The sequence below is a fragment of the Campylobacter sp. RM5063 genome (genome assembly GCF_024723655.1).
Lineage (GTDB): Bacteria > Campylobacterota > Campylobacteria > Campylobacterales > Campylobacteraceae > Campylobacter_D > Campylobacter_D lari_D.
The window spans coordinates 1-15,012 of record NZ_JANQDA010000012.1; the positions used below are offsets into that span (position 1 = coordinate 1).

Sequence of the window (15,012 nt, forward strand, 5' to 3'; positions counted from 1 at the left end):
TCTAATAACATCAGTTACATCTTTAATATCGCTACTTTGTTTAATAACCTCTTCAGTTCTTGCTGCTACTGCGTTCATAGAAGCACTCATTTCTTCAACAGCAGCTGCGCTTTCTTGTAAAGAATCAGCTTGTTTTTGTGCGCCATCATTAAGCTTTAAAACACTCTCTTTTAAAGCATCAGCTTTAGTTTGAAGCATTTCCCCTTGTTTTAATGAAGCTTGAAGCATTTTTCTTATTTCTTCTCCGACTGCATTAAGCGATTTTTCTATCTCACCATCAGCATACTCAAGCTTATCTGAAAAATCAAGATTTTTAAAACTTTTAAAAACTCTTTCTATTTCATTTAAATCTTTACCAATTTTCATTTGCATATCATCAAGCATTTTATTTAATACTTCTTTTAATTCCACAAGTTTTGGATTAACAGGATTTGCTTTTATTCTTTGAGTAAAATGTCCTTTTTCTATATCACAAGATACTTCTAAGATATTTTGCACAGTTATGTCATCTTTTTCTAAACAAGTATGTATATATTGAACATTATCATTAATCATTAATGCCATTTTTCCAAGTTCATCATTATATCTAGGAATTAAAACCTCAACGGTTGGAAGCTCATGATTTAAGTATCTAAAAAATTTCATTAAATGATCTTGAAGTCTTTGCACTCTTATAGAAACTATTCTTTTTACTGAAGTACCAATCACAACTACTATAACAATTATCGCTATAATAGAATTAATCAAAATAATATTTCTTAAATCCACAATAGAAGCATATACAGATTCATTTGGGACAATAGCCAACATAGCCCAATAAATTCCTGTATTTGGCCATATTTCAAATACTCTTATAGCACCATGATATTCACTACCATCATCTGCTTTATAATCAATAGCTCCTGCATGGATAGTTTTTTGTGCTTCTATTATATGAGCTGTATTTTTATTAACCTCTGTAATCTTTTTTGTAACAAATTCAGCATTTGGATGCGTAGCTATAACACCATTACTTGCTATTAAAATCCTTCTTGCTCCTTGATAAATAGATCTTGAAGAATCATTTAAAAAATCAGCCGTAGGTTTAAGATCAAAAAGCATACCAACAACACCTATAGCCTTTCCTTTTTTATCTGCAATAGGCGCAGCTACATGAACACCTAGAAATTTATTTCCATGTATGTTATACCATCTTGGTTCTCCAAAATATAACTTACCCCCCCCCATCAAATTTTTTATAGCATTCGTTTTAGCAATCTCTTCACTTGCTGCTAAAGTTTGCATACCGCCAGCATTGTTAATATCTACATCTCTCATTAACACCATAAATTCATTATTATTTGAAAAATATTTTACATCAACACCCAAATTTTTATATACAGTTCCGTCTTTTAAATAATAATAACCATAAGCTATATCTCCATTTGCATCAATGGCTTCTCCAAGGATATTTTCTATCCTTTTTGGGTTTATAGCACCTTCTGAAATAAGATTGTTTAAAGTTCTTTGTGTACCAATAGTACTGACGAATAAAGACCTAATGCTCGCTTCAGCTTGATTTCCATAACGATGCACAGAAGCTGTGAGTGTATTTTCTATTTGTGTATTTAAAATAGCTGTGGATCTGTTTATAATCAAAAAAGATAAAATACTTAAGATTAAAACAACCGTTATAATAGCTATTGCAACTATTTTAGCACCAAGACTCCAATTACGCATTTTTTCTCCTTTAGTTAATAAATTATAAATTTTTATAATTATAAAAACTTTTCATTAAATAAAAATTAAAATTTATTAAAATATTAAATATTTTATAAACAATAAAAATTATCAAGTTAAAGCTAAAGAATTGAGTAGTTTTTACAAAGAAAAGAAGTTGAAGATTTATTTAAATGGATGAATGAAAATGCCAGATCACCTCGTTGGTTGAGCATAAATGGAATAGATTATGATGAAGCTTATGTTAAAATTTTTCACACAAGCAAAAGCATAGATGAGTTTAAAGAAAAATACCTTGAGCTTCAAAATACATACTTTGTTGATTTTAGCAAAAAGATTAATGAACCTCAGGAAACTTTAGAAAAAGACAAAGAAAAATCTTTCAAACCTATACAAGGTGAAAGTAAAAATAAAGAAACCTACAAAGATGATAATGCAAAAAATGAACTTATAAAAAAACTTTTAAAAAATAAATTTAGCACAAGAGAAGAATTAGAAATTCTTTTTGGCATGAAATTTAATGATGATGTGGGAGAATTTAATCAATTTCTTTCTCAAAATATCACTCCAAAAATTATAGATATTAAAGTTTAAAAATATTTTTATAATATTAAAATATATTAAATTTTATAAAATCATTAGAACCATTTTCACTAATAACATTAATAACATATTTACCTTTTTTTAAATCTAAAGATAAACTTTCTTCTTTTCCTTCAAAAATCAATTCTTGATTTAAATACCAAAAAAGTTTTTCTTTTTTAGGGTTTATAAGTTTAATTAACAATTTTTGCTTACTTTTTAAATCTTTTGGCAAAATGATATTAAGATTATTTAGCGGATATATGATTTTTAAATTTTGATTAGAACTTTGTAAATTTTGCTTTTCTTTTGCAAAAAATGCTTGTGCATTGGAAGGTAAATTTAATATAATCTTTTTCTTTGCATGGATGAAATTTTCATCTAAAGAATTAACTTCTTTATTTTTATACATAAAAACTTCTTTTAAAAATGGTGAAGTTCTTAAGACATTTGCACTTTGTGGGTAAAGCACTTCTTTAAAGTCAAATTTATAATCATATCTATATCCTGTTTGATTTTCAATTTTGATAGAAACTAAATCATTAGGCTTTTCAAATTCTAAATTAACTCTCTCAAGTAAGGCTAAAAGTTCAAAAAACAATTCCCCTGCTATGCTTACACCATATAAATTTGCATTTGCCTCGCCATTAAAATTTCCAACCCACACTCCTAAAGTGTATTTTGGAGAAGTTCCTATAGCCCAGGCATCTTTTCTACCATAACTTGTGCCTGTTTTCCAAGAAATAATAGTATTAAAATCATATTGTCTTAAACCTGCTCTATCTAAATCCTTTAAGGTTTGTAAGGTTAAAAAGCTTGCTCCATCACTAATAAGCTTTTTATTTTCTCTAGTAAATGCATTTTCTTCATATAAAAGCTCTTTAAAATTTCCATAATTTCCAAGTCCTAGATAGATTTTTACCATATCTTCTAAACTAAATTCTTTTGTGCCCAAAATCAAAGAAAGTCCGTATTTTTTAAAATTTTCATCTTCAAAATCTAAAATATCTTTGAGCTTATAAAAAAACTTCTCATACCCATATTCTGCAAGTAAGCTTACAAAAGGAACATTAAGTGATTTTTGCAAAGATTCTTTTGCACTAATAAAACCATGGTATTTTTTATTTGCATTTTGTGGAGCAAAGTTAGAAAAAAATGTAGGCACATCAAGCATTAAAGATTCAGGCACTATAAGTCCCTCATCTATGGCAAAAGCAAAAAGCAAAGGTTTTAAGGTTGAACCCACACTACGCTTTGCTATCACCCCATCAACTTGACCAAAACTTGCAAAATCATAAAAATCATTAGAGCCTACATAAGCTAAAACTTTATTTGTTTTGGCATCTGCTAACAATATAGCTAGATTTTTTATGCCTTTTTGTTGTAGTTTATAAGAATATTCTTTAGCTTTTTCTTCAAATTTGATTTGAATTTTTTTATCTATACTAGAAACGATTTGTTCTTTATCTGCTAAAAGCCTACGCGCTAAATGTGGAGCTAAGTTTTTCCTTGTTTTAAAGCTAGGAAGTTTTTCAGCCTTTGCAAGAGTTAAAATATCTTTAGAAAAATATCCCTTTTCAAAAAGCCTATCAAGCAAAGCATTGCGTTTTTTTAAAAGTCTATCTTTGTTTTTTTCAAGATTAATTAAACCTGGATTATTAGGAAGCACAGCAAGCAAGGCTGCTTCACTCCAAGTAAGATCTTTTAAATCTTTTTCAAAATAAAATAAACCCGCGCTTGCAACACCTACTAAATTTCCCCCATAAGGAGCATTATTTAAATAAAGTCTTAAAATTTCTTCCTTATCATAAGCGTTTTCTAAAGCAAAAGCTTTGATGATTTCATTAAATTTATTAAAATATGTGCGTTTGTTTTGCTCTAGAAGTTTGATTGTTTGCATAGAAATTGTACTTGCGCCACTTCTTTTACTTGAAAAAAGATTATTTTTAAAAGCCCTTATAATCGCTAAAAAATCTACTCCATAATGAAAATAAAAATTTTTATCTTCATATAAAAGAACTGCACTTTTTAATTTTTGCGGTATAAACTCACTCTCTAAATGCCATTGTTCGTTAGAATCTAAAAATACACTAAGAATTTCTTTATTTTTATCAAATAAAACCTTACTATAAGTGCATTTAAATAAATCCTTACTATCAAAGCTAAAATAAATTAAGCCTATGTAAAGACATAGACTTAAAAAGCATATTGCAAGGCTTATTTTGATTTTCACTGCACTACTTTGACTCTTTTACTCTCACTTAAAGCTCTATAAGCATTATCATACATTGCTTCAGCATAAGCTCCACTCAAAGTATAAACACCTGGAGTAACAGCACTTAATTTCACAAAAAATTCTCTTGACTCATCAGAGTATAAAGGAAAGAAATACATGATTTTATCATCTCTTATATCTACAAAATCATAATAAGAATTTTTCACAAAATTAGGAGTTTCATCATCTAAAAGATCATGTACTATCTCCCATCCACTTGGTAAAATTTGAGTTAAAGCTATATTAGAAGTGCCCGGATAATTTTTATTTGATATTTTTAATTTCATATAAAAAATTTGAGAGCTTTTTATAGCACTTTCATCTATTTCATTTCCATTTTCATCATAAAAACTTCTTTCTATATACATACGCTGCGCAAAAGGTTCGACAATGCCTTTTTTAATTCCCTCTACTCCAAAATGCACATAAGTATCTTCTTTAGCTTCTATCAAAGCGCTGCCTTGATTAAACTCAAATTTAGAAAAACTTGCATTGAGCTTTTTACTCTCACCATTAATTTTTACACTTGCATTGATAGTTTTAGGATTTTCATCACTAAAGCTATTTGCCAAAGCATATAAAGCATAGCCTGTGCTTTGAGTGCTAAGCCAAGCTTGACTTTCTAAAGTTTTTTTAATATCATCTAATAATTCATCATTATTTTTACCATAAATTATTTTATACGCATTTGCAATAATAGCTTCATCTCTTAGAAAAGATCCATAAGTATGAGTATAATTAGCTTTTTCATCAGGCTTTGTGCTTAAATTTTTAGCTATATTTAAAGCTACCTCATCAAAACCTGCTAATTTATAAGCTGCACTAAGTTGCCAAAGACTTACATTGTTTAAGCTTTGCAAATAAGTACTATCTTCATAAATAGCATTCATTATGCTTAAATTTGGCTCTTTGGCTAGAGCTAAAAGATATAAAGAATTTATTCTAATTTCTTTATTTGTTTGAGCTTTTAAAACATAGCGTTTTTGATAATCAAGCCATGCTTTAAACATTCCCTCGCTCACATAATAGCCTCTTTCTTTGGCTAAAATCATAAACATACCTGCATAATTACTTCCCCAAGCATCAGAATCTTTAAGTCCTTGCCAATAAGCAAAACCACCATTAGCAGTTTGAAAATTTGCGTATTTACTTAACAATGCATTGATATTGTTAATATTTTTTTGTTCATTTGCCCCTTGATCAAGTTTTTGCAAAAAGAGTTGCGGTAAAACTGCTGAAGTACTTTGCTCTATACATCCATAAGGATAATTTTGCAAGTATTTTAATCTATGATTTATATTTAAAATAGGCTTAGAACTCACACTTAAAAACGCCACTGGATTGATATAATCTTGTGTGATTTTAAACTCCATAGAAGCATTTGCAGGAATTTTAAAAGATTTTCCCTCATAAGTAATCGTATTTAGTGCTTTTATGTCAATTTGAGTATTTTGAGTATAGGTGTAATCTTTTGCATTTAAACTTAACTCTATTTCTTCCACCCCAAGCTTGCTTGAATTTACTCTTGTGTTAATATAAATATCTTTTGTTTTTTCATTACCAAAATCAATTAAAATTTCATCTTTTTCAAAATTTATGAGTGAATTTTTTGTTTTTAGTTTAAGTTTTGCATTTTTTACATCATCATCTACTTTAAATACCTGCACTAAAAGCTTAAACTCATCATCAAGTCTTAAAACCCTTGGCAAAGTTTCAAGCATTACAGCAGGTGCGCTAACTTGGATATCTTTAGAAGCACTGCCAAAACCTGCTAAGTTGTTCGCCACTACCATAACTCTAACCGAACCTAGATACGAGGGCATATTAAATTTTAATTTTGCATAACCATTTTCATCACTTTGCACTGGCTCTTGAAACAACACAACAGGTTTAAATCGTCTTGCTTTTTCATCGTTTTTACTTTTATTTGCCCTACTTTCTAAGAAAACATCACCGCCCGTAGTTAATACCTTGGAAGCATTAGAAATATTTTTAGCAATGATTTTATCATAGGTATCATATATGCTCATGTTAAAGCGAATTTTTTGATAAAAATATCCCCAAATATCTGGAGTTTTAAAAGCATTTACATCAAGCAATCCCTCATCTACAATAGCTATGGTATAAGTATAACTTTGCTTGTTTTTACTTTGAATTTCTACTTCAAAATCTTGTTTTGGCATGATTTTATCCGGTACTTTTAAATCAAGCTCGATTTTACTTTGTTCATCTACTACATTCAAAGGCACTACACCAAAAAGTCTTAAGGCTCTATCGTTAGTGTATTGATTATAATCTTGAAGCAAAATCACACTCACATACACATTTGGCTTATATTCTTTAAGAATAGGAATTTCAACCTTTGTAATATCTTCATGCGTATCTATCACAAAGCGTTTTAAAACCTTTACATTATCATTTAAAGTAACGATGGCTTTTGCACCCTTAACACTTTCAAATTCAATAAAAGCTGTTTCGTTTGATTTGTATTCTTTTTTATCGCTTTTTATTTTTAAAGAACTCACTATATCAGCATTACTTGGCGCACCAAAACTACTAATATAAAAAAACTCTCCTGCGCTTGTTTTACTTTGTGTATCTTCAAGCTCTATAAACATTTCACCATGGTATTCTTTGGGATCAAATTCTATTTTAACCGGTTTATCCTTACTTAAAATAGTTCCTTGGGTAATGATTTGTGTGTTTTTATCTTTTTTGAGTGATTTTAAAAAATCATCATAATTATCATAATCCCACCACCAAGAATAATCATTTGCATAAATAGTATATTTAATCTCTCTATTTGCTATCAAATTCTCATCTAAATCACTCACAATAGCTTCAAAATTAATTGTAGAACCCGAGCTTAAATAGTGATTTTTTAAACGCTTAATACCCACAAAATACTCATGTAATATCACTTGTGAATTCACAAGCGCTTCAACTGATCTTGAACCTTTTTCAAAAACCCTAGCCCTTATGTTAGCTTCAAGATTATATGGAGTATTTTTAAAAAAATCTTTTAAAGCAAATTCTTGCTTTACAAAGCCACTTTCATCTAAAATGCCTTTTAAATTATCTTGATATTTTTGCACTAAAACACTAGGATTTGAAAAAATATATTCTGGATATTTTGAATTTTTATATTCTTTTTTACTTACAAATAAATCAGCTTGATATTGTAAATTACTTGCTGGTGTTCCAAAAAGATATTTTGAGCTAATATTAAAATCTAATTTTTCATTTTCTTTTATACTTTTTGGAGCTTGTATAGATACTTTTATACGATTTGGCACTATATTTTGCACTAAAATTTCTTTATCAAAAATAGCATTTGCAAATTCTACTCTAGCTAAATACACTCCACTTAAAGCTTGTTGATCAAGTGAAATCTTTTTATAAAAAGTTCCATTACTCAAAGGATCAAGTTTAATTTTATCTAAAAACTTTTTATTGCGTGGATCAAAAAAACTCAAAAATATAGGGTGATTAACAGCTCCTTTATCATTTCTTGCAACCATAGTTAAATGTATATCATCACCTGGTCTATAAACCCCTCTTTCTGTGTAAATAAACACTTTGTTTTGAGAATTTTGCTCTAAACCATCTACATCAAAACCATCATATAATAAAGGCGAACTTAAGCGTAAAATAGAAGCTTGCTTATCTTTTGAAGCAATGATAAATAAAGCTCTTGACTCATCAATATCATCAAAAACAGCCAAACCATTATCATCGCTTGTCTTAGAAGCTAAAATTTGATTGCTTTTACTAATTATATCAACCCTAACCCCACCTAAAGCCTTTTGCGTGGTAAAATCTCTTACATCGACAAAAAGTTTTTTATTTAAATTTTGAGCAATTAAAGCTATATCTGAAAAAATCAAATTTTTACTAATCTTTGCTTTTTGATCGAAAAATCTTTGTTTTTTCCAACTCTCCATACCCTCATCAAAAACATAATCAATATCTTCTTCTTTAAAATAAAGCTTAACTATAAACACACCACTTAAATCTTTTAAACCATCTAAAGCTATCTCATTTTCTTGCCATTGATTTTTAACATTTTTAATATCAAAGTCTTTTTTTAATACTACTTCACTAGTATAATCACTCTCTGAAAAAATATCGCTATCATAATCACTTAAATTTTTAGCACCTTGAAGATTTTTATATCTTAAATATTCACTTAAATTATTTGAAAATACCTGATGAACTTCTAAATGGATCTTTTTAATATTTAAACTTTTAAAAGCTATTTTTTTACTCGCTTTGCTAGATAAAAATACCCCTTGATTTGTAAAACTTATAGCAGGCTCATAGTCTTTTAAACTTACTTGAGTTTTATAGCTTTCTTTTGTACTAATTCCATCAGCGCTTTTAATCCCTTGAGCAAGTTGAATTTCATAAGTTTTATTTGGAGTAAAATTTCCTATGAGCTTGATTTTATTCCCAAATACCAATGCTTTAAAATCTACTTTGGGTGTAATAAAAATCAACTCTTTTAAATTTTGATCTTGCGAAATACTTTGAGAAAAAAGTAATTCTATGTTTTTATTGATTATATTTGCATTTTGAAATACAAATTCGTTCTTTGCAAGTAAAATATATTCTAAATCTATATTTTTCTCTAAACCTAAAATTTCTTTATCAAAAACTACTTTTATATTAGTGTTTGTATTTTTAATTTTTAATGGCTTAGAATACACACTTGCTATATCATCTTGGATGATAATTTTATCTATTTGAATTTCTTTTTCTTGTGCATTAATTTTTACAGCTTTTAACAACTCATCTTTATCAAAAGCATAAAAACTTTGAACATTTAAAATCAACACACTCTCATCATTTGATATATTTTGAAAATATCCTTTGACATCTAGTTTTTCAAAAGGAGTTTTTACTTTTAATTGTATTTTTTCATCAGCTACAATATCATTTAAGTCTATAAAAATATCATAATTTTGATTTGCTTTTAAAGAAGTGTATATGTTTAATCTTGTGGAAGTTTCAAGTTCATACTTTGCTTTTATTTTTTGATTATTAATAACAATTTCTCTTTCTTTTACAACACCTATGTTTTCTGTAATGATATTGGTATTAAATTCTATAAAAATACTATGCGTATTTTCATTAAAACCATAAGATCTTATAATAGAATTCTTATCTTCATTTTTAGAACATGCAAACAACAAGCTTGCAAGCAAAACAATAAAAAAATAATGTAAAAATCCTTTCATGGGTATCCTCTTTTTGGTAAATTTTTCAAATTATATCTAAATTCACTCTTGCTTCACTCAAAAAATTATATAATTCTTACATAAAAATAAAGGAGAAAAAAATGAAAAAGAAAATCGCTGCATTATTGACAACCTTAAGTCTTTCAAGTCTTGCTTATGCAGATGGAATTTATGGTGTGATAGTAGATGTAAATGATGGCGCAAAGACTATTTTAATCGATACTACCTATGGAGAAAAAATGAATATAAAAATTCTACCAAATACAGAAATTGATATGGATGATTGCGGTATTTTTGGTATGGATAAATATGGCACTTTTAGAGATTTAAAAGTAGGAACTTTTATAGAAGCTGAAGTTTTCCATGGCTATGCTCAAACAACACCAAATCCACAAACGCCAAATCAAGTTCAAAATATAACCGCTAAAGAAATTAAAATAGAATGCAAAAAAAGAGCTTATTAAGCAAAATAACTCCTAAAAAGGAGTTATTTTAATGCGTTTTTTTCTTATATTAATTTGCATTAGCACTTTTGCATTTGCTTATAAAATTCAAGGTATTTTAAAAAACACTACTACACATACAATAAGTATTCAAACAAGTTTTGATAATAACTTAATTATTACCATTTTACCCCAAACACATATAGATATTTATAACTGCGGAATTTTTGGTAGCAATAAAAAACAAGCCAATGTACAAGATCTAAAAAAAGGGAGTCTTGTTAAAGTTAAAGGCAGTAAAAATGGAAGCATTATCATTGCTGAAAAAATTATAGTAGAGTGTGATGATCAAAGAAGAGCTTATTAAGATAATAACTCTTCTTTATCGTCTTTATTGATTTTTTCTATATAAAGACTTTGTGAAGGAAATGCAAAACTTAGTTTATTTCTTTCGACAATCTTCATTAATTCAAGTAAAATACTTTGTCGTGCTTCTCTAAAACCTGCAGCATCAACTGCTTTAGTATAAAAATATACTTCTATATCAATAGAACTTGCGCTAAAGCCACTCACAGCCACATAAGTATTATTTTTATATCCTTCTAAATCATTCACTGAAACTAAATTTTGTCTATATCTAGCGCGGGTTCCACCATGATTTAGCGCACTATCATCAACTTGAGCTATCAAAGGACTAGTGGCTAATAAATATCTTATATCTTCTACACATTGCTCAAGTTGTTCAGGTCTTGCATCATAAGTTACACCTATAAATAATTTTACATGGCGTCCTATTTTTCTTTTACTCCAATTTTTTATATTAGTTCCCATAATAGTTGAATTTGGTAAAAACACCAAAGAATTATCAAAAGTTCTAATAGTAGTTTTTCTAAGCCCAATTTCTACTATAGTTCCTTCTATACCTGAAATTTCAACCCAATCGCCTTGATTAAAGCTGTTATCAAAAAGCAAAAGCACAGAAGCAAAGAAATTTGCAATAATATCCTTAGCTGCCAATGCCACAGCCAAACCACCAATACCTAAAGATGCAATCAATGCTGAAATATTAAATCCTAAATGTGATAAAACAAATAAAACAGCTATTACTATAATAATAAAATATAAAATTTTAATAATTAAATTAACCACTTCGCGTTTGCCACTTTTTTCAGCAAGCTTTGCCACAATTACCATACCATAACTATCAAAAATATTTATCACAAGCCAAGCAGTTAAAATAACATAAACAATTGATAAAATATTACTAATTCTTATATCTACAGGTGCAGGATAGTAAAAAATAGTAAAACAAATTCCAATAGCATAAGCAAACAAAAACCAACCCACTGGTCCTTGGAGCTTTTCTAAAAAGTGAGTTTTTATTTCTACATTTTCTGAATTTTTTCCAAATAAATGTATCAATACAAAATACAAAATTTTTGCAAGATAAAATTTCAAAGAATAAAACAAAACAATGACAATAATAGAAATAACTATTTTTCCAACATTTACACTACTAATAGAGGTTTGTTTATTAATATAATTAATGGCATTTTGCAAACCCAAGCCCGTAAATAAAAAATTAGTTTCAAGCAAATTTGCATTATTTCTTAGATATACCAAAATTTCATTATATGACTTGATGGTATTTCTTAAATTATTTTCACTAAGCTCTAAAGTTCTAAGTTGAGTAATATCATTAATTTTCTCTTTATCTAAAGCAAAATTAAAAACTATATCTTCTTTTAATGAGTCAATGCTTTCATCAATAATTTTTTTTATTTTTTGACTTTGAGCACCTTCGATAAAAACTTTTTCTAATTCAAATATACAAAGATAAAAATGTTCTGCAGAGGTTAAATTTAAAAGTTTGATTTTATTATCCACATAATCATAATATCTTTTTTTAGCTTGGGCATTTTCAACACTTTTTTGTAAAGCATTCTTAGTTTTTAAAAAATCTTTTGCTTCTTTATCATCAATCTTTTGAGATACCATTTTTAAAGGTAAAGTAGTCAAAAGAGCTGTTTTTTGTTTTTCTATTTCTTTGATATTATCTTGAAATTCGGTGCTATTTGTATCACCGGTTTTAAAACTTTCCAAAAGTAAATTAAGCTCTATATAATCTTGTACCAAAGCAAAAATACTATTCTTATCCTCTAAAGCATTTTTTTCCTGTGCATTCAAAGTGCTGATAAATAAAAATAATAAAATAATATTAACAATCTTTTTCATACTTTTTTCACCCTCTCTTGTATTAAAACAAAATTTTCAAAATTAAAATCATACTCATAAATTTCACCCGTTTCTATGATGTAATACCAAGCATGAAGTTCTATTTCTTTTTTATTTAAAGCTTCTTCTATACCTGGATAGGTTAATAAATTTTGTAAAGAATTAACCAAGTTCATTTTTTCAGTCATCCAAGATCGCATGGCTAAATCACTGCCTGCAACTTTTAAAACCTTATTTTTAATAGGCTCGAGCAAGGTAAGCCATTTTCTCACATTCGGCATACTCTTTAGCTCATTTTCATTTGCATATAAAGCCGCACAGCCACCACAATTACTATGTCCACAAACTATGATATTTTTTATATGTAAAGAACTAAAAGCATACTCAATAGCTGAAGTAGTTGCCAAAAAATCATCTCCTACTCTATAAGGTGGAACTATATTGCCTATATTTCTTACAACAAAAAGCTCTCCTGGGCCTGTATTAGTAATTAAATTTGGTATAACTCTTGAATCAGCACATCCTATAAAAAGCGTGTGGGGATTTTGTTTATTTTTTAAACTTTCAAAAAGTTCTGCATGCTCTTTAAAATCTTCTTGCATAAATTTTAAAGCACCCTCGATCAAGTCTTTCAAAAAAAGTCCTTTTTTGCATTTTAATAAAGCATTATACTAAATTATTTTTACTTAAAATAAATCTATAAATTTATTTTTTGTTATATTTTTATACAATTTTAATCTTTTATTTATCTTTTTTTTGTAAATTTTAATTTTTAAAAATTATTGGAGGATTTTAATGAGTCTTTATGATAGAGATTATTCTAACTCTAAAACTCAAGAATTTGAAGGTTATGCTAGAAGTGATTTGAGCATTTTTATAAAACAAACTTATCAGCTTTTTGCTGCTTCATTATTAGCTGCAACAGCAGGTGCTTACATAGGAATTTTTGCCTTAGCGCATTTATTTGCACAATCTCAAGCAACTTTTTGGATTTTATTTATCGTAGAAATTGGCTTGTTATTTGCATTACAATGGAAAAAAAGAGAAGCTCCGCTTAATTTAGTTTTACTTTTTGCCTTTACTTTTGTTTCAGGACTTACTTTAACACCACTTTTATATTCTGTTTTAGCACTTCCTGCAGGAGCTAGCATTATCGCTCAAGCTTTTGCTTTAACAACAGTGGCTTTTGGTGCTTTAAGCGTTTTTGCTATGAATACAAAAAGAGATTTTACTATGATGGGAAAAATGCTTTTTATAGCTTTAATTGTTATCGTAGTAGCTTCTTTAATTAATATCTTTTTTCAAAGTTCACTTTTAAGCTTAGCAATTTCTGGTATTGGTGCAATTTTATTTTCTTTTTACATTCTTTATGATACTCAAAACATCATTAGAGGAAATTATGAAACACCAATCGAAGGTGCAGTTGCGCTTTATCTTGATTTTATCAATCTTTTCATCTCTCTTCTTAATATTTTAAGAAGCTTTAATAGCAGATAAAAATTTGCGAGAAAAATTCTCGCAAATTTTCTTTACCTCTTTCAAGTTTTTATCAAACTTTTTAAGTTAAAATACTCATTTTATTTTCAATAAGGAAAATTCATGACTACTCTTTTAATTATTTTGCAATTTGCAATTGTTGTGATTATTTGTATTGCTGTTTTATTACAAAAAAGCTCAAGCATAGGACTTGGAGCATATAGCGGAAGTAATGAAAGCTTGTTTGGAGCAAAGGGTCCTGCAGGGTTTTTAGCTAAATTTACTTTTGTGATGGGTGTTTTACTTATCGCTAATACAATTGCTCTAAGTTATATGTATAATAATGCTAATTCTAACTCACTTGCTGAAAAAGCAGAACAAATTTTACCAAAGGCACCTGAAACAAACACAACTAGCATTCCGGTTGCACCAAGTGCTCCAATTAGCGAAAGTAATACTAGCAAATAAAAAAAGGAAATACCATGCTAAATGAAATTTATACCAAGCAAAAACAACAATCAGACAAAAGCTTAGAGGCCTTAAAAAAAGATTTTACTACCATAAGAACTGGCAAAGTAAATATAAATATACTTGATCATATTCATGTAGATTATTATGGTAGTGCAACTCCATTAAATCAAGTAGCAACAGTTTTAGCAACCGATGCTTCAACTATTAGCATTACTCCTTGGGAAAAATCAATGCTAAAAGCCATAGAAAGTGCTATAGCTGCGGCAAACATTGGAGTAAATCCGAACAATGATGGTGAAAGTGTTAAATTATTTTTTCCTCCTATGACAAGAGAACAAAGAGAAGAAAATGCTAAAAATGCTAAAGCTATGGGTGAAAAGGCTAAAGTTGCTATTAGAAATATTAGAAAAGATGCAAATGATGCGGTAAAAAAACTAGAAAAAGATAAAGCAATCTCAGAAGATGAAGCTAAAAAAGCTTATGATGAAGTACAAAAACAAACCGATAATTATACAGCAAAAGTAGATGAGTTAGTTAAAAACAAAGAAGCGGAACTTTTAAAGGTTTAAAA

The 15,012-nt window shown here is 28.3% G+C and carries 10 protein-coding genes and 1 pseudogene; 6 read left to right on the top strand and 5 right to left on the bottom strand.

Annotated elements, in window-relative coordinates; genetic code table 11:
* A partial coding sequence (locus tag CAMP5063_RS05290; RefSeq protein ID WP_337194944.1) for a PDC sensor domain-containing protein occupies positions 1-1,719 on the bottom strand: 1,719 nt, incomplete at its 3' end.
* 141 nt (positions 1,720-1,860) lie between these two features.
* On the opposite strand from CAMP5063_RS05290, the pseudogene CAMP5063_RS05295 reads away from it, so the two are divergent.
* Positions 1,861-2,313, top strand: a pseudogene (locus CAMP5063_RS05295) (hypothetical protein); the annotation flags it as partial.
* A 16-nt stretch (positions 2,314-2,329) separates the two neighbouring features.
* Here CAMP5063_RS05295 and pbpC read toward each other — a convergent pair.
* Entirely contained in the window at positions 2,330-4,534 is a 2,205-nt protein-coding gene (gene pbpC / locus CAMP5063_RS05300) for a penicillin-binding protein 1C (protein ID WP_337194945.1), read from the bottom strand.
* Positions 4,531-9,816, bottom strand: a complete 5,286-nt coding sequence (locus CAMP5063_RS05305; protein ID WP_337194946.1) for an alpha-2-macroglobulin family protein — start codon at positions 9,814-9,816, stop codon at positions 4,531-4,533. The genes pbpC and CAMP5063_RS05305 overlap by 4 nt, the downstream gene beginning before the upstream one ends.
* Positions 9,817-9,917: 101 nt before the next feature.
* Here CAMP5063_RS05305 and CAMP5063_RS05310 point away from each other — a divergent pair, with 101 nt between their 5' ends.
* Both CAMP5063_RS05310 and CAMP5063_RS05315 read left to right on the top strand, forming a co-directional pair.
* Positions 9,918-10,280 carry a hypothetical protein gene (locus tag CAMP5063_RS05310; protein ID WP_263662123.1) on the top strand — a complete coding sequence of 121 codons (363 nt, stop codon included), beginning with the start codon at positions 9,918-9,920 and terminating at the stop codon, positions 10,278-10,280.
* Positions 10,281-10,311: 31 nt separating this feature from the next.
* The gene (locus CAMP5063_RS05315) at positions 10,312-10,626 is read left to right on the top strand and encodes a hypothetical protein (RefSeq protein ID WP_133319015.1); all 315 of its coding nucleotides are present in this window, start codon (positions 10,312-10,314) and stop codon (positions 10,624-10,626) included.
* Here the strand turns inward: CAMP5063_RS05315 and CAMP5063_RS05320 are convergent.
* On the bottom strand, positions 10,623-12,494 hold the full coding sequence (locus CAMP5063_RS05320) for a mechanosensitive ion channel family protein (protein ID WP_133319016.1): 1,872 nt from the start codon (positions 12,492-12,494) through the stop codon (positions 10,623-10,625). The two genes, CAMP5063_RS05315 and CAMP5063_RS05320, sit on opposite strands and share 4 nt — an antisense overlap.
* Positions 12,491-13,129, bottom strand: a complete 639-nt coding sequence (locus tag CAMP5063_RS05325; protein WP_133319017.1) for a carbonic anhydrase — start codon at positions 13,127-13,129, stop codon at positions 12,491-12,493. Before CAMP5063_RS05325 ends, CAMP5063_RS05320 begins: the two co-directional genes overlap by 4 nt.
* 160 nt (positions 13,130-13,289) lie before the next feature.
* Between CAMP5063_RS05325 and CAMP5063_RS05330 the strand changes: the two genes are divergently transcribed.
* The 3 genes from CAMP5063_RS05330 (at position 13,290) to frr (ending at position 15,010) form a co-directional block, all read left to right on the top strand.
* Positions 13,290-13,991, top strand: coding sequence for a Bax inhibitor-1/YccA family protein (locus CAMP5063_RS05330; protein ID WP_039629164.1), 702 nt, complete (start codon positions 13,290-13,292; stop codon positions 13,989-13,991).
* A gap of 102 nt (positions 13,992-14,093) precedes the next feature.
* Positions 14,094-14,438, top strand: coding sequence for a preprotein translocase subunit SecG (gene secG, locus CAMP5063_RS05335; RefSeq protein ID WP_133319019.1), 345 nt, complete (start codon positions 14,094-14,096; stop codon positions 14,436-14,438).
* Between the two features lie 14 nt (positions 14,439-14,452).
* The gene (gene frr, locus CAMP5063_RS05340) at positions 14,453-15,010 is read left to right on the top strand and encodes a ribosome recycling factor (RefSeq protein WP_039668941.1); all 558 of its coding nucleotides are present in this window, start codon (positions 14,453-14,455) and stop codon (positions 15,008-15,010) included.
* Positions 15,011-15,012: the final 2 nt, after the last annotated feature.

What these genes read in the sequence shown, in the direction of transcription:
- CAMP5063_RS05320 (WP_133319016.1), bottom strand. Translation starts at nt 12,494, where the DNA reads ATGAAAAAGATTGTTAATATTATTTTATTATTTTTATTTATCAGCACT.
- CAMP5063_RS05315 (WP_133319015.1), top strand. Translation starts at nt 10,312, where the DNA reads ATGCGTTTTTTTCTTATATTAATTTGCATTAGCACTTTTGCATTTGCT.
- CAMP5063_RS05305 (WP_337194946.1), bottom strand. Translation starts at nt 9,816, where the DNA reads ATGAAAGGATTTTTACATTATTTTTTTATTGTTTTGCTTGCAAGCTTG.
- frr (WP_039668941.1), top strand. Translation starts at nt 14,453, where the DNA reads ATGCTAAATGAAATTTATACCAAGCAAAAACAACAATCAGACAAAAGC.
- CAMP5063_RS05310 (WP_263662123.1), top strand. Translation starts at nt 9,918, where the DNA reads ATGAAAAAGAAAATCGCTGCATTATTGACAACCTTAAGTCTTTCAAGT.
- secG (WP_133319019.1), top strand. Translation starts at nt 14,094, where the DNA reads ATGACTACTCTTTTAATTATTTTGCAATTTGCAATTGTTGTGATTATT.
- CAMP5063_RS05330 (WP_039629164.1), top strand. Translation starts at nt 13,290, where the DNA reads ATGAGTCTTTATGATAGAGATTATTCTAACTCTAAAACTCAAGAATTT.